20 protein-coding genes are annotated in these 23,749 nt (G+C 57.6%); 11 read left to right on the top strand and 9 right to left on the bottom strand.

Annotated features, from left to right (window positions below):
* The first annotated feature begins 195 nt into the window (after positions 1 to 195).
* Complete coding sequence (gene tig, locus HFP54_RS14215) at positions 196 to 1,686, top strand: trigger factor (protein ID WP_146413019.1); 1,491 nt, start codon at positions 196 to 198, stop codon at positions 1,684 to 1,686.
* A 122-nt stretch (positions 1,687 to 1,808) separates the two neighbouring features.
* On the opposite strand, the gene HFP54_RS14210 is transcribed toward tig, so the two are convergent.
* The 4 genes from HFP54_RS14210 to HFP54_RS14195 all read right to left on the bottom strand — a co-directional run bounded on the left by HFP54_RS14210 (position 1,809) and on the right by HFP54_RS14195 (position 7,829).
* Positions 1,809 to 3,428, bottom strand: coding sequence for a hypothetical protein (locus tag HFP54_RS14210; RefSeq protein ID WP_235951819.1), 1,620 nt, complete (start codon positions 3,426 to 3,428; stop codon positions 1,809 to 1,811).
* A gap of 307 nt (positions 3,429 to 3,735) precedes the next feature.
* Complete coding sequence (locus tag HFP54_RS14205) at positions 3,736 to 4,416, bottom strand: transposase (RefSeq protein ID WP_146413018.1); 681 nt, start codon at positions 4,414 to 4,416, stop codon at positions 3,736 to 3,738.
* Positions 4,417 to 4,526: 110 nt separating this feature from the next.
* Positions 4,527 to 4,730: a hypothetical protein gene (locus tag HFP54_RS14200; RefSeq protein ID WP_168565664.1), complete on the bottom strand. Its 204-nt coding sequence runs from the start codon at positions 4,728 to 4,730 to the stop codon at positions 4,527 to 4,529.
* Positions 4,731 to 4,850: 120 nt separating this feature from the next.
* On the bottom strand, positions 4,851 to 7,829 hold the full coding sequence (locus HFP54_RS14195) for a hypothetical protein (protein ID WP_168565663.1): 2,979 nt from the start codon (positions 7,827 to 7,829) through the stop codon (positions 4,851 to 4,853).
* Positions 7,830 to 8,046: 217 nt separating this feature from the next.
* On the opposite strand from HFP54_RS14195, the gene HFP54_RS14190 reads away from it, so the two are divergent.
* From HFP54_RS14190 to HFP54_RS14180, 3 genes are all read left to right on the top strand, one after another.
* Entirely contained in the window at positions 8,047 to 8,184 is a 138-nt protein-coding gene (locus HFP54_RS14190) for a hypothetical protein (RefSeq protein ID WP_168565662.1), read from the top strand.
* Positions 8,185 to 8,349: 165 nt separating this feature from the next.
* The gene (locus HFP54_RS14185) at positions 8,350 to 8,640 is read left to right on the top strand and encodes a transcriptional regulator (protein ID WP_145299736.1); all 291 of its coding nucleotides are present in this window, start codon (positions 8,350 to 8,352) and stop codon (positions 8,638 to 8,640) included.
* 28 nt (positions 8,641 to 8,668) lie between these two features.
* Positions 8,669 to 9,286 carry an amino acid kinase family protein gene (locus HFP54_RS14180; protein ID WP_168565661.1) on the top strand — a complete coding sequence of 206 codons (618 nt, stop codon included), beginning with the start codon at positions 8,669 to 8,671 and terminating at the stop codon, positions 9,284 to 9,286.
* 152 nt (positions 9,287 to 9,438) lie between these two features.
* On the opposite strand, the gene HFP54_RS14175 is transcribed toward HFP54_RS14180, so the two are convergent.
* A complete protein-coding gene (locus HFP54_RS14175; RefSeq protein WP_146413014.1) occupies positions 9,439 to 9,855 on the bottom strand; it encodes a DUF2780 domain-containing protein in 417 nt (138 codons plus the stop codon).
* A gap of 120 nt (positions 9,856 to 9,975) precedes the next feature.
* The gene (locus HFP54_RS14170) at positions 9,976 to 10,596 is read right to left on the bottom strand and encodes a methionine-R-sulfoxide reductase (RefSeq protein ID WP_231604591.1); all 621 of its coding nucleotides are present in this window, start codon (positions 10,594 to 10,596) and stop codon (positions 9,976 to 9,978) included.
* 361 nt (positions 10,597 to 10,957) lie between these two features.
* On the opposite strand from HFP54_RS14170, the gene HFP54_RS14165 reads away from it, so the two are divergent.
* Positions 10,958 to 12,376: a TCR/Tet family MFS transporter gene (locus tag HFP54_RS14165; protein WP_168565660.1), complete on the top strand. Its 1,419-nt coding sequence runs from the start codon at positions 10,958 to 10,960 to the stop codon at positions 12,374 to 12,376.
* On the opposite strand, the gene HFP54_RS14160 is transcribed toward HFP54_RS14165, so the two are convergent.
* On the bottom strand, positions 12,347 to 12,706 hold the full coding sequence (locus tag HFP54_RS14160) for a hypothetical protein (RefSeq protein ID WP_145299747.1): 360 nt from the start codon (positions 12,704 to 12,706) through the stop codon (positions 12,347 to 12,349). The two genes, HFP54_RS14165 and HFP54_RS14160, sit on opposite strands and share 30 nt — an antisense overlap.
* Between HFP54_RS14160 and HFP54_RS14155 the strand changes: the two genes are divergently transcribed.
* Positions 12,705 to 13,016, top strand: a complete 312-nt coding sequence (locus HFP54_RS14155) for a hypothetical protein (RefSeq protein ID WP_168565659.1) — start codon at positions 12,705 to 12,707, stop codon at positions 13,014 to 13,016. The genes HFP54_RS14160 and HFP54_RS14155 overlap by 2 nt on opposite strands.
* Positions 13,017 to 13,139: 123 nt before the next feature.
* Positions 13,140 to 13,670, top strand: coding sequence for a DUF2760 domain-containing protein (locus tag HFP54_RS14150; RefSeq protein WP_235951900.1), 531 nt, complete (start codon positions 13,140 to 13,142; stop codon positions 13,668 to 13,670).
* A gap of 28 nt (positions 13,671 to 13,698) precedes the next feature.
* On the opposite strand, the gene HFP54_RS14145 is transcribed toward HFP54_RS14150, so the two are convergent.
* Positions 13,699 to 14,319, bottom strand: a complete 621-nt coding sequence (locus tag HFP54_RS14145) for a sensor histidine kinase (protein WP_168565657.1) — start codon at positions 14,317 to 14,319, stop codon at positions 13,699 to 13,701.
* Between the two features lie 97 nt (positions 14,320 to 14,416).
* The gene (locus HFP54_RS14140; protein ID WP_145299755.1) at positions 14,417 to 14,782 is read right to left on the bottom strand and encodes an STAS domain-containing protein; all 366 of its coding nucleotides are present in this window, start codon (positions 14,780 to 14,782) and stop codon (positions 14,417 to 14,419) included.
* Positions 14,783 to 14,880: 98 nt separating this feature from the next.
* Between HFP54_RS14140 and HFP54_RS14135 the strand changes: the two genes are divergently transcribed.
* The 4 genes from HFP54_RS14135 to HFP54_RS25245 form a co-directional block, all read left to right on the top strand.
* On the top strand, positions 14,881 to 15,651 hold the full coding sequence (locus HFP54_RS14135) for a hypothetical protein (RefSeq protein ID WP_168565656.1): 771 nt from the start codon (positions 14,881 to 14,883) through the stop codon (positions 15,649 to 15,651).
* 218 nt (positions 15,652 to 15,869) lie between these two features.
* Positions 15,870 to 21,941 carry an alpha-2-macroglobulin family protein gene (locus HFP54_RS14130; protein ID WP_168565655.1) on the top strand — a complete coding sequence of 2,024 codons (6,072 nt, stop codon included), beginning with the start codon at positions 15,870 to 15,872 and terminating at the stop codon, positions 21,939 to 21,941.
* Between the two features lie 461 nt (positions 21,942 to 22,402).
* Complete coding sequence (locus tag HFP54_RS14125) at positions 22,403 to 23,560, top strand: hypothetical protein (RefSeq protein ID WP_168565654.1); 1,158 nt, start codon at positions 22,403 to 22,405, stop codon at positions 23,558 to 23,560.
* Positions 23,561 to 23,563: 3 nt separating this feature from the next.
* The coding region (locus HFP54_RS25245; protein WP_206036229.1) for a hypothetical protein at positions 23,564 to 23,749 on the top strand (186 nt) is incomplete at its 3' end.

The raw sequence follows: 23,749 nt of genomic DNA, 5'->3' as shown, positions 1-23,749 counted from the left end.
GTCCAGTCTGGGATGAATTTACCCGCTTGTCCAAAAAACATGGTTCTCGGTAGACTTCGGGACTTACCCCATCGAATTGCCGGGGCCAAACCGTCACGCCTGGACGTTTTTGCTAACGTCGGTCGCGACCGCTGTCCCCCATCAATCGAATCTGATTCCCATTCACATTCCGCTCGCCCCGAGGCCACTCGCAGGATGTCCACCGACGTTGAAACCGCCGCCGACAACGAAAAGAAACCGATTCAGTTGGACGTCAGCGTTGAAAGCCCGCAAGCTTGTCTTCGCCAAGTGGTTGTAAAAATCCCCCAGTCCGAAGTCGAACGTTACCGCGAAGATGCGTTCAGCGAACTGGTCCCCGAAGCTCAAGTGCCCGGGTTCCGCGCCGGCCGCGCCCCACGCAAGCTGGTCGAAAAACAATTCAAGGATCGCATCGGCGATCAGGTCAAAGGCGCCTTGCTGATGGACAGCTTGGCCCAGGTGACCGAACAACAGGAATTTTCGGCCATCAGCGAACCAGACTTTGATTACGAATCGATCGAATTGCCCGATTCGGGCGATTTTGTTTATCAGTTCAGCATCGAAGTCCGCCCCGATTTCGACACTCCCAAATGGGAAGGCCTGGAACTGACCAAGCCCGTCGAAGACGTCGGCGATGCCGATATCGACGAAGCCCTGGAACGTGTGCTGTCGCGGTATGGCAAGTCGGAAGCCACCGACGAGCCCGCCGAAATGGGCGACACGCTCTTGCTGACCGCGACGTTCAAAGACGGCGACAACGTGCTGTCGACCATGGACGAAGAACGAATCAAACTGCAGGGCACCCTCAGTTTGTCCGATGCGATGGCCCCCAAGTTCGGTGAAACGATGTTGGGCATCAAGGAAGGCGAATCACGCGACGTCGAAGTCGTCCTCAGCGATGGCCTGGAAGACGAAGACCTAAAGGGCAAGACCGTGACCGCGACCTTCGTGGCCGTGGAAGTCTACAAGGTTCAAATGCCCGAACTGACCCCAAGCTTCTTGGAAGAACTGGGCGATTTCGAAAGCGAAGACGAACTGCGTTCCTTCGTCAAAGACTCCTTGACCCGCCAAGCCGACTATCGCACTCAACAGGCTCTGCGTGGCGAAGTCGTCGAGAAACTGACCGGTTCGGCGGAATTCGAATTACCGCCGAATTTGGTGAAGCGTCAAACCGCTCGCGAACTGGAACGAAAGATCCTGGAATTGCGGCGTAGCGGTTTTGCCGAAGACGACATCCGACGCTTCGTCAACGCGACTCGACAAAACGCCCAGGCGTCCACCGAAGCCGCCCTGCGTGAACACTTCATCCTGGAACAAATCGCCGAAGAACAAGAGATCGATGCCGACGCCGGCGACTTCGACCAGGAAGTCGCCCTGATCGCCCAACAAAGCGACCAGCCCGAACGTCGCGTGCGTGCCCGCCTTGAAAAATCAGGCCAGATGGACGCGCTTCGCAACCAAATCGTCGAACGCAAAGTGATCGAACTGATCGTCGAAAAAGCCAAGGTCACCGAAGAAAAAGTCGACTCGCCCAAGGGTGAATCCGACGACTCCTTCGCCGTGTATCACAGCGTGGTTGCATCAGCCGACGAAGAAGCGATTCCCGAAGCCCAGTACGAAGACAACACGCCCAAGGGTGTCGACGATTCGAAGCTGCCCGACGCCTGATCGCGTCGCCTAACCGCTCGATGACCTGATTCCCCTCGGGTCCGAATCACATCAAGCACTGTCGCCACCGGCGGCAGTGCTTTTTTGATGCGTGTGACAAGGATGCCGGAACGATCGCAGGATCAATCCTGTGAAATGCTCCGTTGCCCCTGACGCGTGACGATCGGCACGTAACCGATCTCCAAGCCCTTCGGTGGCGTCACAACCAACGCCCCGTCGATCGCTGCCAGGCTGCCCGATTTCTGCGGCGGCAAATAATCGCGATCGGTGGTCCAGTTTTGGTGCAGCATTTCAATCCGACGCTGCACGTGTTGCCGCTGCGTTTCGGTCAGGTCGGCGTTCAACATCGCCGGCTGATCGGCGAAGCGATACCAGTAATAGGTGACCTCGCTGCCGTCACCCGGATACGCAAGGAACGGTCCGGCGACTGGCCCGGGACGCTTCCAATCGGACTCCGGTCGTTCAGGCGTTTGATAGGCGTCCGTGCCGGGTCGCTCAAATGGCTCGAAACGAACTTCCCTTAGGCCCGTGTCTGACGGAACCTCCGATGCCGCGATCGCCACCCAACGTTTCTTTCCCGCTTCTGATTCATCCAGACGAAAAAAATCAGGCAAGGTCGTCAGCCCTTGATCCGGTTTCGATGCTGTTCTCCACCGATAGCCGAACGTATCACCGTCAAACGCGGACGGCTGTGCGATCGAATTCCAATCAACCAACGCTCGGTCTTCTTTCGCCGTATCGCTGTCATAGATACGCCAAGTGGCCGCACCTTTGCCGGTGAAGTCATGGACCACCGATGCGTCCGGGTCAATCGATCCGTCGGTCACTTCGCCGCCGTCAAACCATCGCGCAACGTCGTCCCACAATGCCGATGACCGATAGGATCGAATTTGCTGAACAACACGTGTTGAACCGTCGCCGGACACCGGATAGCGAACCGGTGCGACGCGAGCATACGTCTGACCGTCCTCGGAGCTTGCGATCTTCGCCGGAACGTACTGAGTTTCCATCTGCAACGCCCGATTGGGATTCACGGCAGCGGAATCCAGCAACTTACCCTCCAGTTCCGGTTTTTCGGTCAGCACTTGGGTCCAAAAATAGGGCGCAAAAAACGCAACCGGTCCTTTGAAATTCTCGGCCGACAGAAACAAGGTCCAGCAACGATTGCCCGTCGCGACCGGTTTGCCGGCGGTCGTCTGCTTCTGCGGCGTCAACGGCAAAGGCAAATAGCCATAGCCGAACCAATCGCCCCGAGTCCCCTGGGCCAGATTCAAACCATCGGGCGGCCACAACAGACGATTGCTCAATTGAACCACGCCGTATTTGCCTTTGGGTTCGTCCCAATCACGCCCCTTTCCGGCCCCCGGACCGTTGGCCCAGCGACGAAAGTTTAGATCAACGCCCCCCATGATGAACTTCGGCGTCGCGGTGGCAAAACGGGTGTCACGCCACCATCCCAAACCGCCCTCGATATCGGTATAGACGCCGGCCTGCAAAGGACGCCGAACCGGCGGGTCAAAGACGGGAAACATCCATGTACCGAACAATCCGGTTTGAAAACGTCGCCCCGGGTAATGTTCCAACAACGGCCAAGCGGACACGTAAACCGAAAATCCCGAATCGTACTCACCTGGCACCTTTTGATTGGGCGCAAGCAAGTAGCCCGCCATCACCGCGTCACGAACCGGTGTCTGTGCACCCGCCGCAGACGCCATCAACACCAACAAACACCAAGCACGCATCACACTCTCCAACAAAGGGGACGGGGGTCTTTTATCACTCGTCTGGCTTCATCCGATGCAGAAACCGGCGCTGCAAAACAAAACGTTGCCGTCGGCCAACGGTACCGGAGACGCCGCGAACAGGGAATCGTCGCAGCGGCATAAGCTGAATGGCCCCACCGCAAAATGCGGGTCGCAGAAACAGTGATTCGATTCATCTTGAACCTTGCCGGTGTGCCCGGGCGACAGTGGAGAACCGTCCTGCAAATGAAGCATGCATCAAGAATTCATCACGGTTGTCAGGCGAACATTCGACGCGGATGACGCGTCAACGATCCGCCACTTTGCGTGGGCGTCCCCTTGGCCGGATGGTGGACCACAATCCTAATCGATCCGCCATCTGCTCGGTCCAATCCTGATCGCCAAAAGGACGATCGCGGTCGACGCTGAGACGCAACGCATCCAGTTCTTTTGAACTCAACGCTTGGTTGACTTTCGACACCCAGTCGGATGCCCTTCGGACAGGCCAAGAAGACAGAATTGCCGGTTTCGGTTCCGGTTTTTGCGACCATCTCCATAGCGATCCATGCCGCCAAGCTTCCGCCTTGCGAACCAATCCAGCCCGCAACGCGTTGCGTTCGACATAGCGACACACGGTCAAAAAATGGGCGTCATCCTGTATCGGAAAACTCTTGAACCGAGACTGATACAGATGACCTTCGCCGCCACGCTGATAGTGTGCATGGTAGCGCAGCGTGTGCGTCGCGGTCACCCAACGCATGAACCGCCCCATCATCCCGTCCTGCAGCGGACGGACGACAAGATGCCAATGGTTGGGCATCAAGCAAAAAGAAAACAACTCCACCGGATACCGCTCCAGACCATCGCCCAGTGTGCGGATGAAGGCGTCATAGTCTTCGTCTTTTCGAAAAATCGCCTGGCGAGCGTTTCCACGATTCAATGCGTGGTAGATCCCTCCCGCCTCATCCACTCTTCGTTGTCTCGGCATCACGTCTCCCTTTTCGCCAATACGCCCCAGCTAATCGTTTATAGCTGATCGTCGCGGCGAACGGGTGGATGTTCGTCACCGAATCCCCGAAAAAGACCCCCGTCCCCTTTTCAGGTAGTTGTTTCGTAGTGGACGATGATCAGGACGTCGCCGGCGGCGAAGGAACTCATCGTTTGACCGCCCGATGACTGGTTGGCCAAGTTGCCAGAGATCGAAAGGACTCGGACGCCACTTTTGCGAAGCCAGCGGTTGATGGTGGCTTCCAGTTCGTCCAATTCGCTGTCGACCGATTTGAAAATCTTGACCTGTTGCATGGCTGACGATTCACATTCTTTGGGGTGACGGGAACAAGAAAATCAAACGATGCCCGATACATCGTTTGATCGCGTTCCCGCAGTGTATGACCGTCGCCGCCGGACAGACAACAAGGCGCACTAGCGGATCGAGTTGCCCGCATCCGGCATGGCTATTCTGGTCGCCGGTTCATCGACGGCGGCGGTGGGCAGCCCCCAATCGCTGGGCGATGTCGCCACGTTTTCAACGTCCGCATCGATTTGGCTCAAACGTTGTGTCGACCCGAGAGGACGCAAGGCAGGTTGTCGGCCTTGATCGGGTTGCCACACACACACCTGGACATCATCAATGATGGCTTCCCCGGCACCGATCAGTTCAAAGATGACGTGCACGTCTGCGTCACGAACGACTTGGCGATACAGACGTACGGGAGTCCATTCGGACTTGCCGCGAACCAAAACGCCCATCGCCTGTCCGCCGATGGAATCGGAAACCAACAGACCGTGATGCGGCGCACCAAATCCCAACGTGCGCACCAAAGCATCGATCCGGATGGCCGAACCGGCTTTCAAGTGAACGCCGGGGCTGCGAATCTGCACCGCCGTCCCGCCATACCCGCCTGGAAGGACGCCGGAAATTTTCGGGGTCACCGTTGCGCGTAGTGCCCCCGCCCCGCTGAACGCCCCGCGACCAACAATACGGACTTCGTTGTGGACCCAATCGGACAAACGTTGGCCCATTTGCCAACGTCCCGTTCCGATCAACTCCGCAGAATCCAAACCGCCGGAGGTCAGACGGTTCGGTCCCCAACCCGACTCGTTCATCAGCGGTCGCCAAATCGCTTGGATCGTATTGTCGCCCAAGTCGATCGGCGGTGAACTTGTCGGGGAAGGCCAATCGGGCATCAACGATTCGGCCAGCTGCCATTGGCTGCGTGCGGTCCAGGCATCGACACGTCGCACTTGGCGGAACCAGTTGTGAAAGTCGCCACCGCGCAGCAGGCTTTCGGAATTCTGTAGCGTGCGGTGTGCCAGGCTCGCCAGTTCATCCCCCGCCGGGCGAGTCGCCGACTGCAATGAGCGCACCAGTTGTTGATCGTCGATGGCTTGCCGGACGGACTGGTTGGCCAATTGCCAACGGTCCTGCGCCGCTTGATTCACAAATCGTCGCGCCGATGCCACCAGCCGAGCCCCCATTCCGGGATCATGGCTGCAAACGATGATTTCTACGAAATCGGGCGACACGATCTGCAGCGAAGCGCCGTTCCCGTCGGCTTGTGGATTCAAACGATCGGCGGAAAAGTGACTGACCCGCCAATAGGTTTTGGCAATATCGTCAGGCGCAAGCCGAATTGCGACGGCCGCCCCGTCGCCGGCCAGAGTCTCGCTGCCTCGGGTGGCGGTGGACGTCAGCAGCCAAGTTTCGAAGTTGTCACCGACCAACCGCGCAGCCGAATAATCACCTTCCACCGTTGGCGGCGATGCCGGACGCACACCGACCACCCATGGTGTCAGTGCCGCGACCAGTCGATTGGTGTAACTGAGGGCTGATGCGCGTTGCGCCGACAAATCGGTACCCGAGCTTAGCGATCGAGTGGAACGGAACAGAATCGCCGACGGCTGTAACTGCAAACCGTGCACGACCTGACGCAACATCGACGGCCACCGAAAAGCGCTAGGACGTGGGGCGCCAATCCCATCGGCGATGCGTTCGACTTGAACCAACAGCTCTTCAACAGGCATGCTGTGCACACCCACGATCCGCTGGGTGTCTTCACCCCAAGCTGGCAATGAAGCCACCAATTCCGCGACCTCCTCCGATGGACGCAGCCCACGACTGGCGTGTGGAAAGTCGCGCACCATCGCGTCGGCCATCGGTGAAAATCGGTCCGCCTGTTCCAACGGGCTGACAATCAGCGGACGCTGCCAAGCCGTGGGCCATCGTCGAAGTTTGCGTGATTGGCGATCAATGGTCTCCGCGGCCGCAGCATCAACGGCGATCGCAGACCCCAGATACCATCCCGCGACCGGATCCAAATACAGTTCCAAATCGGGATCAGGCGCCTCCGGAGGTGGCGCGTACAGGCTGACTCGTTCGGTCATCGCCTCCCGCAAAAGCGATTGTGTCGGTGGAGACGCCAACAACACCGCATCAAACCCCAGAGTGCGCAAGTAACGCAGCGGTTCCCCGTTGTGCTGAATGATCTTGATCAGCTGACCGTGCTGAAAAGCCGAACGATTGTCCGAATCATCACGTTCGGTCAAGCGTCGGGGGGCTGTCGACGAATTCGCCGACGGGTCCATGGCGTCTAACGGTCGATCCGTTTGTCCCGGATAAATGCGGCGCAGCTTGGTGGTCGTTGCATTGACCACTTCCGATCGATCATCCGTCGGCCCGGCAACCGGAGATTCGCCGGGACGCCGGACATACGACATGGGAATCATGCCGACGACTTTCAGCTCGTCGATCCGCAACCGAATGTTTCCGGCACCACAGTAGGCGTTGATCACGACGGCATCGACAAACGGGTCAGACAAGTCAGCACGAATACCGTGGCGTTGCCGGATCGCGGTCGACTGCACCCGCATCATCCTTTCGATCGCTCCCACGCCGATGCGTTGATACTGGCCGTCCGAATCATAAGTCGCGCCGTAAACGATGATCGCCTCGCTCCGGTGCGTCGACTTGTCTTGCACGTGCGGAAATCGAATTCGAAATCCGACACGAGCGCCGGGTTTGGCACAACGCAATGCGACGCTGGCCGACAACGTGTCCAGCGGCATGATCGGTTCCAGCGGATAAACCAACAACGCTTCGCTGCCGTTTCCCGCATTCAGTTCGATCAGTTCGCACGGATTGCCGTCGATTCCGCCGGCAGGCAAATGCGATTGCTTAACGACGGTGGCATCACAGTCGCTTTGATCCAAGAACCACTTCGCCGGTGGCGCGTTCAAGCGGTCATACAGAACCGTTGCCTCGGCGGCCGAGTCGGAATCGGCCCACAAGTTCTGCTGGGCGGTCGGTGCCAGCCAAACGCCGGTGTGCAGTGTCCCGGACGCTTTGGGAATCCGTGGCACCCCCTGGTCCGAACCGTCTTGCGACGGGGCCTGAAAAATCATCGGCTCCTGTGCCACTGTCGGCCGAGATGTGCCGGGCAACAGGAGGCCCATCAGCGTGAAAAGAGTCACCGTCGTGACGACGCCGGTTGGCCGATTGATTTTCGCACGCGTCAGCCTTTGCCGAGACCGCAGATCCGTTCCCGCGTCGATCGGTTTGGGGCAGACAAAGAACATTGATCGTTGACCAAGAGGTGTGACAGCGGAACAATCGACCCCGGTGGCAAAGTGGATGTGGTTCTATCGCCACGTCGCGTTGATTCCCGGCAACATCGCCGCGGGACCGCGCCGTGACGTCCACAAAGCCTTTGACTACCAAGATTTACGGGCCGAAGCCAAGACGAATCAACGTCGATAAAACGCAACACCGGTTTCAGGGACCCACAGGCATCAAATGGACGCAAGTCGTTTCCGAGAAACGACTTAACGACGCCAAAGAGGCCATTTCGCAAGGACGCGGCATCCGGCATGCAAGGAATGATTTCATCGAACCCAATGACGCGACCTATCGGAGCGACCCTCGATGCCCAAAGCAATCGGAAACCCCGTGAGCCCGACCGAAGAAACCCCCAGTGAATTGGTGGAAATGGCCAAAGCGATCGACGCCTTGCCCGCACGTTATCGCGACTCCGTCGCCCCCGCCCTGCAACGTGTCGTCGAATGCAGCACCCGACGCCGCCGCATTTTGAACTTGGTTCAGGAAGCCCTTTCGCAATTGCGATTGGACATGAAGTACTTGATTTTCGACTTGGAAGCGACCCGCCGCGAACGCGACCAGTACAAGGAAATGCTGGAACAAGACGGCCGCCTGTAGGCCCTGATCCAAAGACCCCGCATTGGCGATGCGTCGCATCATCAAGATCGGCGGCAGCCTGCTGTGCCGCCCCACATTGGTTGCCGATTTGCGGCGATACCTGAACGACCAACCGCCGGCCCACAGCCTGTTGGTCGTTGGTGGAGGCAAGATGATCGATGCCGTCCGCGAACTGGACGGTCTACGCCGGCTGCCATCGGCCGATGTCCACTGGATGTGCGTGGATCTGCTTCATGCAACGTTTCAGATCTGTCGCGGCTGGCTAGCCGAACTGGATGCCATCGACCGCCGCAACGATCTAGCGCAGTGGCTGGAACAAACCCAAGATGTGCGGAACACTTGTCCGGATCCACGCACAACCTGGATCAGCCCTCGGGCGTTTTATCGACGCGAAGATGATTCGGGCAGTCTTCCGGAAACCTGGGCCACAACGACGGATTCGATAGCCGCATTGTTGGCGGAAAAGACTTGCGCCGATGAGCTTGTTTTGCTGAAGTCATGCGACGTTGAATCGGAAGCCGACGTGGATCGGATGACCGAATCAGGCATCGTCGACGCGGCGTTTCCGCGTGCCGTCGAACGCTGGATCAAAGATCGTGGCCGTGACGCATTGCAGGTCATGCGTCTGCCGGACGACCACGGTTAGCGAAACTCACCGCCGTCGCATCGACATCGGTGGCATGGCAAAGACGTCCGGCACCAAACGGACGCCGAGATAGATGCCCATACAGACGCCACGAACACCGCTGACAGGATTACGTGACGCCTGAAGTTTCCCGAGACAGTCGCAGCGTGAGCTTAGCCGATCAAGGTTTTCAGCATGGGGAACTTGGCCAGCAATTGTTCCAAGACTTCGTCGCCGACTTTTTCTTTGATGAACTCGACAACCATTTGGACGAAGCCACCGACTTTGTCGGCTTCCAGACCGGATTCCGACAATGCGGCCCCCAATTCGATGCCGCCGCCGGCCGATCCACCCAGCGCAGACGAAGCCATGCCGGCCAGTTTGCCCAACATGCCGCCACCACCGGCGGGCTGAGCGGCCGCGCCACTTGCCGCGGCATCGGAGGCGCCTGGAATTTTGTCGGCGATTTGGCCGAACAAGTCGTCGCCGGCATTATCTTTGATCATCGACATCGCTTTTTCGCTAGCCGTTTTGGCCAACGACGGATCAATTCCCAGTTGCGATGCCAAGCGTTGAATCAGTTCGTCCATGGTTCAGGCTCTCTCCCCGCGGTACACGAGCGTTCAGTTAGAAAAGTTGGAGTGACAAGTCACCAATAATACGGTGTCGTCAAATCAACGCGACATCCGGCCCTGGTGTCCGCGACTTTTCTAGTCCTGTTGATGAATCGTTGCAGGCACCGGGTCACCTTTGGGGATGAATTTCATCGAAATTGAATTCACGCAGTGGCGAACATTCTTTTCCGTAAAACGTTCGCCTTCGAAGACGTGTCCCAGGTGTCCGCCACAATTGCTGCAGATGATTTCCACGCGATAGCCGTCTGCATCGACTTGTCGATCCACCGCGCCGTCGATTTCGTCATCAAAGCTGGGCCATCCACAATGGCTTTCGAACTTGTCGTCGCTGCGGTACAGCGGTTGGTTGCACCGGCGACAGATATAGGTCCCGGGATCCTTGGTCATCGTGTATCCGCCGGGTCCGGGCGGTTCGGTGCCTTTGTGCAGAATCACGCGGGCTTCTTCGGCGGTCAATTTGTTGTATTGCGACGGTGCCTTTTCGGTCATCATTTCGTCCTGATCGGTGCTTGACGAGGAATCCGGCGAACCCGATTCAGCCTCCGCCGCCGGATCGGCCGCCATGCCATCGGTGTCCACATCGGACGGATCGCAACCGGCAACCAGAATCGAAAGAGAGCCGATGGCCGTTGCGGTGGCAATGATTCGGCGGACTGCATCCAATTTCAACGCGAATTCGGTTTTCAAGTTACGCATCCTGGTGATCGGTGAGGGTATTTTTTGCCTCGAGGCAACCGTTGCAGACGAAATCGACGCTCCCGCATCAGACCGATGTCCGTGGTTCGGTGGCTCCCTGATTTCGGTAGACCCCGGATTTCGGTGCCCCAGCAGTCCAGTGTATCAGCCGGACGGTCCTCGCCGAATGTTGGGCCAAGGGTTACCTTGTTCGGTCTTAGCGGCGGTGGTTCGCACTGGACGAAAGCCATCGCCACCAATTCCGCACCGGCCGCCCCCTATTCCCGCCTTGAACCGTTCGCGCGCCGCTGCGTTGCCCGTTGCCGATCCCCCCGCAATTCATTCCCCGTTGCCGCTAAGGCGATAGACGCGATTCCCGCCAATGACACGTCCGGACGAACCCGATCCCGCGAATTCCCCCCAGCCTTATCGGGCGCCGGGTGATCCAGGGCCGGAAGATTCGGGCGGCCCCAAACCGGTACGACAAGCGGCGATCGCATTCATCCTGCTGACGCTGTTTATCGACATCTTGGGCATCGGGATCATCATCCCGGTGTTGCCCGAGGTGGTCGAAGCATTCGTGGGTGGGGACACATCGCGAGCCGGAATTTATGTCGGCGTGATCGCAGCGTCCTACTCGCTGATGCAATTCATTTTCGCCCCGATTATCGGCGCTTTGTCGGATCGTTTCGGGCGTCGGCCGGTGTTGCTGGGTTCGATGTTCGGATTGGGCATCGATTTTTTGATCCAAGGTTTTGCACCGACGATCGCCTGGCTGTTCGCCGGTCGAGTATTGGCCGGGATCATGGGTGCCAGCATCACGACGGCCAACGCTTACATTGCCGATGTATCCGACGACGAAAATCGGGCCCGGAATTATGGGCTGGTCGGCGCGATGTTCGGTCTTGGATTCACCGTCGGTCCCGCGCTCGGCGGTTTGTTGGGATCGTATTGGCTGCGATTGCCATTCTTTGTTTCGGCGGGGTTGGCTTTGGTGAATTGGCTGTACGGCTATTTCATCTTGCCCGAATCATTGCCTCCGGAAAAACGCAGCCCGCTGAATTTAGCGAAAGCCAATCCGGTCGGATCGCTGGGGTTGTTGAAGCGGTACCCAATCGTTGCGGGCATGGCGATCGCCTACGTTTGCGCGTCGTTGGCCCAACGCGGCTTGGAAAACGTTTGGGTGCTGCAGACAGGTTTCCGTTACGGATGGGGAACCCGCACCAACGGCTTGGTTCTGGGCTTGGTCGGCGTGATGGCCATGATCGTGATGGGCGGTATGGTGCGTCCAACGGTACGACGCTTTGGCGAACGCCGTGTGGCAATCGCGGCGACAATTATTAGCGCGTTGGCGTTTCTGGGTTACGGCCTGGCATCCGAGGGATGGATGGTGCCGATCATCATCGTGTTCGGATCGCTGGGCGGTTTGGCCAGCCCGGCGGTGCAAAGCATCGTGGCTTCGGCGGTCCCCTCGGGCGATCAAGGCAAGGTTCAGGGCGCTTTGACGTCGCTGGTCAGTCTGACAAACATCGCCGCGCCGTTGATTTTCACCGCCGGTCTGTTCAGTTACTTCACGTCCGAACATGCGCCGATCATCTTGCCGGGAGCCCCATTCTTTTTGGGGTCGGCATTGCTGTTCGGCGCGGCGATCGTCTTGACCCGCGTGTTTGCCAAGTTCCCTTCGACGCCGCCGGCCGAAGAAGACGGCGAGGACCACGGCGTTCGCTTGAGTGACGCGTCGTCGGTGACGCCACCGACATCGGACGACGGATCAACGGTGGTGGGGCAGGGTGGCCACTGAAAACGGCCGTCCATCAAGTCCCGCGGCATCGTAAAGTCGACGCAGGCAAACCATCCAACGGTGCCAACATTCCACGGTCTCCGGCGTGCCCACCCGCAACGCATCGTCGCGGTCGAATCCCTGTTCGCTGATTTGCACCGTCGTTTCCAGTTGCAGCAACGCTTCCAACATCAGATGGACGCGACAGTCTTCTTCGGTCATGCCGTCGTCGTCATAGACCCAGGCTTGCGGCCCCAGCACGCGATCGAGTGCCCCACACGCAGCTTGGCTGACGTTTTCGGCGTCCAAGACGACGCGGACCGAACCACACTGGACGTAATACTTTGCCATGATCGTTTCCTCCCTAAACCACATCGGTGACAGTGTTGACGCCGGCGGATCACGGCACTCCCGTGGCCCCGTCGTTCGCGTCGACATGGGTAGGATCGTGCAGGCCCGTGACAAGTCTGGTCACGGTGACCGGAAAACCGTCTTTGTGACGCCCGAAGTCTGTTCGTGGCCCGCCCGGTCCAATGGATTTGCCCGGTCCAACGGAATCGCCCAGTCCAGCGGATTCGCCCTCTCACCGGGTCGGATATCGACCGCGATTTCGGCTCACTTTGCCAGTCGCGATGCCGATGACACGGGCAAGCCGGGTTGATGCATCGGTGCCGGCAACGAACACTGTGCTGCTTCAGCGACCGTATTGCGAACGCCATGACGTTCGGATCGGTTCGTCGTCCCAGTCTCGACCGATCTAGCCAAGGACCCGTCTTCCGTGGGAATGCGCACCGCCTTCCGCGCCTTCGCGGCCGCTTTGTTTGACAAGACCGTTTCCGAAAAGATTGACGCCGTGTTGTCCGGCGACGACGTCCAGCCGGCGGCATTGCCAAGCCCCCAGCCACAGCCCGAACCGTCGGCGACGTCCGCCCCCGAGCCGCCCGCACGCAGCGATGCGATCACGCTGTTGGCGACGCTGCAACGCGAATCTCGGTTGGTCGACCTGGTCTACGAAGACCTGACGAACTTTGGCGACGCCCAAGTCGGCGCGGCGGCGCGACCGTGTCTGCAACAGTGTCAAAAAACGCTGCAACGCGTCCTGGACATCCGTCCGATCGAAACCGCCGGTGAAGGCCAGACGGTGAACATCGGCGACCAGCCGTCACCGACGCGGTATCAACGTGTCGGCGACGGCCAAAGCGCGACGCCACGTTTGGTTCACCACGGCTGGGTGGCGGGGCAGGTCAGTCTGCCGGAATGGACCGGCAATGACGATGATGCCGACGTGATCGCCCCGGCACAGGTCGAAGGCTGATTGGCGACACGTCGCGGTTTGGCGGCCACTAAACGTGGACTTCCAGCACGGTTCCGCCCTGGCGTCGCGAATCAATCCGCAACGTCATGCCCGCCGCGTCGGCGCGACGTTGCATCGTCCGCACGCCGTGATGATTGGGCGGTAAGTCTGCCGGATCGAAACCGGTCCCGTCATCGGTGACCGACACACGGTATCCGTCCGCTTCCAGCTGATCTGCGACGATGATGTTGTCGGCCGAAGAATGCTTCACCGCATTTCGAATCGCTTCGGCGATGATCCGGTACAGTTGAATTTGGCGTTCGGCGGAGATGACCGTCGTCGAATCGACGGATCCCCATCGCCACTGCACCCGTTTGTCGTCGGGATAAAGCAACTCGATCACGCGTCGCAGTTCATCACGCCAATTGGCGGAGTTCACGTCGGGCGTGTGTGACCAATTCAAAATCGCCCGCGCCGTTTGCATCGCATCGGCCAGCCAAGCGGACACCTGACGCATTTCGTCGCTATCATGCCGATCGACTGTGGCCCGCGCGACAAACAACAGTGGGATCAAGTCATCGTGGATTTGATCCGCCAGATCCGAACGATCTGCTTCGATGATTTGCGTCGCGGTTTCCAGATCGACGCGAGGGCCTGACGAATCGTTCATACCCAAGCTTGTCGGTTACAGGACGACCGAACGGCCCATCAATCCATGGCACCCTATAGACGCCCCGACCGCGGGTCATTGGCAAACATGAATCAGCTCAGCTGAACCAGCCTTTTTTGTCGAAGCTGGCCAACGCCTTTTCTTCGGAATCGACGATCGAGAACAGCTTGTTCAGCTTCGTGATCTTGAAGACTTCCATGACGTTGGGGGACACTTCACAAAATTTCAGTGTCACGCCCTGTGCCTTGCAACCTTTGTTCAGCATGACCAACTTGGTGATCATCGCCGAGGACATGAAAGACACGCCGCGGAAATTGACCAACAGCTTTTTATGGCCAGCTTGGGCAATCGCTTCTTGCAATTCACGGCCGACTTGCTCGATGCGTTGTCCGTCCAAAATCTTGCTGTCTGTGAATCCCACGACCAAGATTTCGTCGTGCATCTGCGAAGTGATGGCGGACATGCGTCAATTATTCCAGGGCTTCGAAGCTCGTCAGATGTCGCGTTATCGCGACGGTTTGGCACCAGATTAGCAGCCCATCGCTACCCCTGCAATTCGCCGTGCCCCAGATGATTCGACGCCACCGAAAACCGCCACAAGAATCCGACCGAGTCTCGCGGATCGCCATCGGCGTGTTGGAAGCAATCGGACGAATCGGCCGCTGGACTTTGGAAACGGCATTCTTGTGCATCGCCGGATTCGCTCTTGCCGCTGCCATCCACACGGTCGTCGTGATCATCGGCGCAGTCGCCGGTCTGGAACAAACGTTCCTGGACGATCGGATGTCGCCCAACGACATGGCGGCCGCGGGATGGTGGATCGGTTTGGCCGCCGGACTGTTTCGCTTGCCCGCGAATCTTCGTCGACCATTCGGCCAGCAGATCGACGATTCTTCGGAAGACTCCACGGAACCATCGAACGTCGAAGACATGAACGTCGACGACACAAACGTCGAAGGCATGGATCGCGGGCAACGAAGCACCACCGTTTGGGATCGGCTGCGGCACCTGGCGTTGGGTGGGTTGATCGGTGCGGGCGGCGGCTTGATGCTGGCCGTTTATGTTTGTGTTCTTTGTACGGCGGTCCTGCTGTGCCCACTGACCCCGGCGACTTGGAATTCGTCCCTGGTCATCGGGCAAGCCGACGTTGCGGATGGACGCGATCACCCGCACTCGTCCACGGCATCAGGAAATTCCGACGGATCGGTTCAGTTCTGGCACCCGGTATACGGTTCGATACTTTTCTGGTGCGTCGGCGGCGGTACGATCGTCGGTGCCCTTGCGGCCGCGGCGATGTCACCAACGTCGACGCGATCGGATGCTTTGACATGAATGGAATGAATTCGCCCGACTGATCGCCCACGTGCGAAGCCGCGGCCGAGACGCAGTGGTCAAAATTTTTTCGGCCAATCGTCTGATTTTTCGGCTAATAAATCGCTGTCTTCATCGTTGGTCCGATGTGCAGGGCGCCGGGTATGCAAAAATACCGACCGTTGGCCTTGCCGGAATCCTTTTCACGACCAACGACTTATCTCACTTTGCCCACAAGGATGACTGCCGTGTCGATTCGACGAATTGCTTTCGCGAGTGCTTCGCTTTTGTCCGCGTTCCTATTGATGGCTTCACTCGGCATGACGCAAGACGAACCTTCGGATCCGCAATCCCAATGGCAGGCGGTCCAGCAAGCGATCAACCAAGGACGTCCCAAAACGGCCATCGAAAAATTGGATCCGATCGTCCGGCGCGCCGCCGAAAACAAACAGTACGACGAATGGATCAAAGCGGTCACGCAGCGAATCGTTTTGCAGGGAATGATCCAGGGCAACAAGCCGGAAGAAAAGATCACCCGAATGCAAACGCAGATCGATCAGGCTCCCGACGAGGTGCGTCCGATCCTGCAAGCTATCGTTGCGAACTGGTACTGGCATTACTTCCAACAAAACCGCTGGCGTTTCATGCAGCGGACCGAAACGGAAACCGCACCGAGCGAAGATTTCACCGAGTGGAGCCTGCCACGAATCTTGCGTGAAATTGATCGCCAATTCGACTTGGCCTTCGAAGACACTGACACATTGAAAGCCGCCAAGGTCGAACAGTACGAACAGTTGCTGGACAACCATGATCGTGGTGCCAACTTTCGGCCGACGTTGTATGACGTGCTGGCCCACAACGCGTTGAATTTTTACAGCAGTGGAACTCAGGCGGGCAACCAAATCGAAGATGCCTTCGTCTTGTCGGCCGACGACCCAATCTTCGACACCACCGAACGGTTCCTTGCCTGGACGCCGGACACGTCTGATGCCGATTCATTGTTGCTACGATCGATCCAGCTTTATCAAGACCTGCTGCGGTTCCATGCCGACGACGAATCCCCCGACGCGCGATTGGACGCAGATTTAGGTCGACTGAACTTCGGCAACAACCACGCCCAAGGCGACGACAAGACCCAGCGTTACCAGGCGGCCTTGGAACGTTTCATCGAAGATCACCGCGGCGAAACCGTCACCGCGCGAGCGATCCACGAACTGGCCCAAATTCACTTCAACAAGAACGACCGCGTCACGGCACACCGACTGTGCATCGGTGCGTTGGAAGATTATCCGGATTCGATCGGCGCGAATCGTTGCTTTAACTTGCTGGAACAGATCCGCAGCAAATCACTTCACATCGAAGCCGAACGTGTTTGGGCCGACCCTGTACCGCCGATCCATGTTCGCTATCAAAACATCACCAAAGTTCACTTCAAGCTGGTCGAATTTGATTTCGACGATTTCGTCAATTCGGATCGCTATCGCCCGATGCAGATGGATGACGATTTTCGCGATGCATTGTTGTCGATGCCGGCGGCCAGCACTTGGGAAGCCGACCTGACCGACCACGGTGACTTTCGCCAACATAGCCATTCAGTCAAGGTTCCCGATGGGATCACCCCCGGTTCGTATTACCTGCTTGCCAGCCAGTCGGCGGACTTTGCCAAGTCGGACAACCAGCTGAGCATCGCCGAGGTCTGGGTCAGCGATCTGGCGTTGGTCATTCGAGACGACAATCGCACCGGTCGCTTGTCAGGTTTCGTGCTGAACGCCAAATCCGGTGAACCGATCCGTGGTGCCAGCGTGCGATCTTGGATGCGTGAACCGCGGACCAATCGTTTTCGCCCGCTTCGTACCGTTCGCAGCGATGCAAACGGGTTGTTCCAAATCAACGCCGCCGATCGCAACAGCGTGATGCTGCTGGCCAGCCACGACGGAAATCGTCTGAGTTCACACAACTACTTCAACACCCGACGCGTTGAACCGAATCACCGAACCAACGAATCCACTCAGTTTTTTACAGACCGCAGCCTGTATCGCCCCGGTCAAACGATCCGGTTCAAAGGCATCTGTTTGTCGGTGTATCAACACCAAGACCAATACAAGGTCCTGAAGAATCGATCGCTTAGCGTGACGTTGTCGGATCCGAATGGGAAAGAAGTCGAAACGCTGAAGGTTCGCACCAATGATTACGGCAGCTTTTCCGGCAGCTTCACCGCCCCCCGGGACAGGCTGACCGGACGTATGACGTTGAAAGTCGTCGACGGACCTCGCGGTCAAGCCAACATCAACGTCGAAGAATACAAACGTCCGAAATTTCAGGTCGAACTGGAACCGCTGGCCGACCAAGCGTCTTTGAATCAAGTCGTCACGGCGACGGGCAAAGCAACGGCTTACACCGGAGCGGCGATCAACGATGCCAAAGTCACTTGGCGTGTCGTGCGATCGGTCAACTATCCGGTCTGGTGGTACTGGCGTTACTGGTGGATGCCGCCGCAAAGCAGCAGCCAAGAAATCGCCCATGGCACCAGCATGACCGACGGGTCCGGTCGATTTGAAATCGAATTTACGGCGAAACCGGATGCCAGCGTTGCCAAGGATTCCGAGCCGACGTTCCGCTATGAGATTCACGCGGACGTCACCGACACGACCGGCGAAACACGATCCGACAAGCGGACGATTCGGTTGGGATACACCAGCCTGGCCGCATCAATGACGGCCGACGATTGGCTGACCGAGGGCGAACCGGTATCGATCCGAATCCGCACGACTTCGCTGGACGGACAACCCCAAGCGGCAACCGGAACCGTGAAGATTCACCGCTTGGTTCAGCCCGACCAGGTGACTCGCCAATCATTAACGCGTGCTCCTGATCCCTTCAGCCCGCCGGCGTTGTTCGACGAAGGTGAAACGAAATCGCCCGACGAAATCGATCCCACCAATCCAAACTCCTGGCCGCTGGGCGATGTCGTCGCGGAAACCGAATTCGAAACCAACGCCAGCGGCCAGACCACGTTCAAAGCACCGCTGGATGCGGGCATCTATCGCGCGGTGCTGACCAGTCGGGACGATCGCGGCAATGAGATCTCGGCGTTGCTTCCGATGCAAGTGCTGGACTTGGACGCCAAGCAACTGGACATTCGGCTGCCCGAGATCTATCAAGCCAAATCGTGGTCGGTCGAAGTCGGCGAGGACTTTCAAGTCTTCTGGGGCAGCGGATATGAACAAGCACGAGCATTCGTCGAAATCGAACATCGCGGTAAGGTGCTGAAATCTTTCTGGACGCCCGCCGATCGAACCCAAGCATTGATCGAACAGAAAGTCGAACCCGGAATGCGTGGCGGGTTCACGATCCGCACCACGATGGTTCGCGAAAACCGTGCTTTCCTGCACAGCAACACGGTTTCGGTTCCCTGGTCGAACAAGAATTTGTCGATCCGATGGGAACACTTCGTCAGCAAGCTTTCACCGGCGGAAAAACAAACGTGGACCGCCATCATCGAAGGCCCTGACGCCGAACGAGCGGCCGCCGAAATGGTGGCGACGCTATATGACGTATCGCTAGACGCGTACCAACCGCATCAGTGGTTGCAACGCTTCAGCGTCTTTCGCCGTGACGGATCATCGGTGCGATCCTATTTCCAAAACCACAACCAGAACTTGCAAGTTTTCTGGAACGACTGGACCACCCGCAATCGCGACGGCAGCTTGGTGTACCCCAGCCTGGCCGGTGAATTGGTCCACAACTTCATGGGCTATCAATTCATGCGTGGCCGCATGATGCGAGGCGGCATGGGTGGGGCCATGGGACGTTCGAACATGTTTTTTGGTGCCGCGCCCCAGGCCGCACCGATGGCAGCCAGCGCGGAAATGGCCGACGCATTTGGAATGGACGATGCGGAGGTCGCCGAGGGAGCGATCATGTCCAAAGCGTCCGCGGGAATGGGGGGCATTGGCGGAGGCGGTGAGGCGGAACAAGCCCCACAGCCCGACATCGATCTGTCGGGTGTTCAAGCCCGCAAGAATTTGAACGAAACCGCGTTTTTCTTCCCACACTTGACCGCCGGTGACGACGGCACGGTGCGGATGGAATTCACGATGCCCGAAGCCCTGACCGAATGGAAATTCATGGGCTTCGCCCACGATACGGAATTGGCCAGCGGCGGTCTGATCGACAGCGTGGTGACCAGCAAGGATTTGATGATCCAGCCGAATCCGCCGCGTTTCTTACGCGAAGGCGACCAGATCGAATTCACCGTCAAGGTCAGCAACCTGTCGCCGTCACGGCAAACCGGCACTGTTCGACTGACGTTTGCAAACGCTCGCACCGGAGATTCCGTCGATGCGTTGCTTGGAAACGATCCGGTCGATCAAACCTTTGAAGTCGCCGCCGGTGAATCCAAATCCTATTCTTGGCGATTGAATGTTCCCGACGAAATCGGATTCCTGACCTACAAGGCGGTCGGCTCGACCGGGCGTCTTTCCGATGGCGAAGAAGGCTATCTGCCCGTCCTGTCGCGTCGCATTCTGGTCACCGAATCGTTGGCGTTGCCGATCCGTGGTGCACAAACCAAGGACTTTCGTTTCGACAAATTGGCCGATTCGGCGGGGTCGGAATCGCTGCGGCACCAGTCGCTGACCGTGCAAATGGTTTCCAACCCGTCGTGGTACGCCGTGATGGCACTTCCATACCTGATGGAGTTCCCGCACGAGTGCAGCGAACAATTGTTCAACCGAATTTATGCCAACGCGCTGGCGCGAAAGATCGTCAACAGCGATCCAAAGATCGAACGCATCTTTGAACAGTGGCGGGGCACCGAAACGCTGGACAGCCCACTGTTGAAAAACGAAGACTTGAAAGCGGTCATGATCGAAGAAACGCCCTGGTACCGCCAAGCCCAGGCCGAAAGCCAAGCTCGGCGAAACGTCGCGGTGCTTTTTGATACCAACCGTTTGAACGATGAACTTGATCGTGCGGTGGAAAAGCTTGCCGATCGTCAACTGGACGACGGCACCTGGTCGTGGTTCCCCGGTGGACGACAAAACCGATACATCACCCTGTACATCGTCACCGGTTTCGGCCGCCTGGATCATCTGGGTGTGAACATCGAAACCGACGTGGTCGACCTTGCGATCCCGGAACTGGATACCTGGATGACGGAGATCTACGAAGACATCAAAGCCAAGGACCGAGACAAGCATCACCTGTCATCCACGGTGGCGTTGTATTTGTACGGCCGCAGCTTTTTCTTGAAAGATCATCCGATCGCTGCGGAGCATCGCCAAGCCATCGACTACTGGGTCGATCAAGCATCCACGCACTGGTTGAAACTGGCCAACCGACAGTCGCAGGCACACTTGGCGATCGCCCTGAATCGGTTCGGCAAAACGTCGCCCGCACGCGACATTATGGTGTCGATCAAAGAACGTAGCGTCACCGACGAAGAAATGGGCATGTTCTGGCGTGACACCGAACTGTCATGGTGGTGGTACCGTGCCCCGATCGAAACCCAGGCGATGATGATCGAAGCCTTCGACGAAGTCATGGACGACCAAGTTGCGGTCGAAGACTGCAAGGTCTGGTTGTTGAAGCAAAAACAAACCCAAGATTGGAAAACAACCAAGGCCACTGCCGACGCCGTGTACGCGTTGCTGTTGCGTGGTGGAAACGAATTGGCATCCGACGAAATCGTCACCGTCGCGCTGGGAGGTGAAGAGATTCAGCCCGAGCGGATCGAAGCGGGCACCGGTTTCTACGAACAACGATTCACCGGGTCAGAAATTTCCGCCAAGCAAGCGGACGTTCGTGTCACGAAGGTCGACGATGGCGTCGCTTGGGGCAGCGTGCACTGGCAATACATGGAAGACATCGCCAACGTGACCGCTCATGAAGGCACGCCGCTGAAACTGTCGAAACAGTTGTACGTCAAAAAGAATACGGCGTCGGGCCCCAAGTTGCAGCGTGTCGATGGCCCGGTGGAAGTCGGCGATGAATTGGTGGTGCGTCTCGTTTTGGCGACCGATCGCGACATGGAATACTTGCACCTGAAGGACCACCGCGGCAGCGGTACAGAACCTGTCAACGTGCTGTCGTCGTATCGCTATCAAGACGGATTGGCGTATTACGAATCCACTCGTGATACCGCCAGCCACTTCTTCATCGACTACCTGCCCAAGGGCAAGTACGTGTTCGAATACTCGACCCGCGTCCAACTGCGTGGTGAATATCAGACGGGCCTTGCGAACATCCAATGCATGTACGCACCGGAGTTCAACAGCCACAGCGAAAGCCTGCCGATCCAGGTCCAGTGAGCATTCACTGTTCGATTGGCGGGCATCGTGCGGTATGCGCTGGAGTCGCGAACACGGCCGGTCGCTAAACCGAACGCCAATCCAGACCCTCGTTCAATTCATTCAAATTGCGAGGGCCGTCGGGGGTGACGAAACAAACGGACTCAAAATCCTATCCCCACCAGTTTCCATGCAGCTATCGATGCCGCGCTATGGTCTCGGCAAACATGACTAACCGTGCCGCTCGTGCCTGAATCCTTCCCCACTGTCTCCCTTCTTTCGCGGCGAACACTTTTCATTCTTTTTGGCATTTTGCTGAAACATTTTGTTGCCCCCCCCCATTTTTTTCCGTTAGAACAGTTTTTGGTCAGGGTCAATTGGGCAACAAGCAAGTAAACAGTTGGGGCCAACGGCACATGTTGTCGAAGCGATGTTTGAATTGGCGCGGTGCTCTGTCAGCCACCGCCACACGGCTCAATACGATGTCGTTGAACGAGCGGATCAAATTGGTCTCGCAAATGGGTCACCTGAGCAGATTCTGCGTTTCAGCTTTCTGGACGCGATGTTGTGTGGTTTTGCTGTGCATCCCATTTTCGGCATCCTCCCTTGCTAATCAGGTCAACACCGACAGTTCGGAAGGAGACGTCGTTAAAGGGCCCAGCAAACGTGTGGTGCAGATTGAGCGAGCCTGCGTCTTGACGAGAGTTGAGCGCAGGTTGCCGCGAGTCGAAGTGGATTTCGGTTCACACCTTCCCGGAACGGTTATCGATTGCTTGCTGACAGTGAAGAATCACACCAATTCTGACTTGGTGTTCAGCTCTATCCAGCCCGGATGCCAATGCCTTTCGCTATCTCCACGCTCGGGTGTGCTGCCTGATAAATCTAATCAGGTTTTTCGAATCAGAATTTCAACGCCGACCAATCCTTCCAAAGTTCGTTCGGAAGTCGGAATCTTGGCCCGGCGTGCCAACGGTTCACCACTTTTTTCGATACGACCATTCTTCTCGGCCAGTGGCGTTGTTGCCTTTGTCCCAAGCTATGTGGATACCGAAATCCCAGTGGACCAGGATAATCATGAGATCCAAATTCCATTTTTGCTGGGGGCCGATACAAAGCAAGAACTTATTGACTTAACGGCAAGCCAATCTCTCGCGAATATCGAGACCACGTTAGACTTTGAAAACTCAGTAGTTCGCATGCGAGTTAAGCGGAAAGCCATCAAGAATGGCCCCATCGCCGGATCGCTCAAGCTGACCAATATTGAAACCGGATCGTCAAGCGACGTCATGATTGACATCTCGACATCGCATCCGTTGACCGTTGCACCGCGGACGCTTGTCATGCACCTCGACGCGGAACAAGGCCGATATACGGGCAAGATCGTAGCGTCCGACCGTCGGCCAGATGGTGACGGATCCAAGCTGAAATGTGATTTCTATGCTACTTCCAAACCATTGGCTTCTGAACGAGTGCGTCAAGTTGGCCAGGTTGGCATCTATCGAATCTTCTTCGATGCTCCTGATCCGGCGTCAGAACCGCCGGAAAACCTTGTGATCGAATGCCGGTTGATGGCTGGCAAGTTACTACGAACGGTCAAGATCCCAGGCGTTTTTTCTTCAAGATCTCCCAACCAGGAATGACAAATGAAGCGAATCGCCAAGCTCCTTATTGCTATTGGACTCTTTATCGCTGCCTGCGTGGCAAACCTCTTGAGCACCAATTCCGCCCAAGCAATCTGCACAGTGGAAATCACCAACAATTGCATAGACATCGTTGAAGATGCCTCCGCATGCGCGGACACTGACTGCGAACCAGGCTACTACAGTCCC

This window comes from Crateriforma spongiae (genome assembly GCF_012290005.1).
Classification (GTDB): Bacteria; Planctomycetota; Planctomycetia; order Pirellulales; family Pirellulaceae; genus Crateriforma; species Crateriforma spongiae.
The sequence above is the reverse complement of the archived record's forward strand: the minus strand, read 5'-3'. Positions and strand labels throughout refer to the sequence as shown.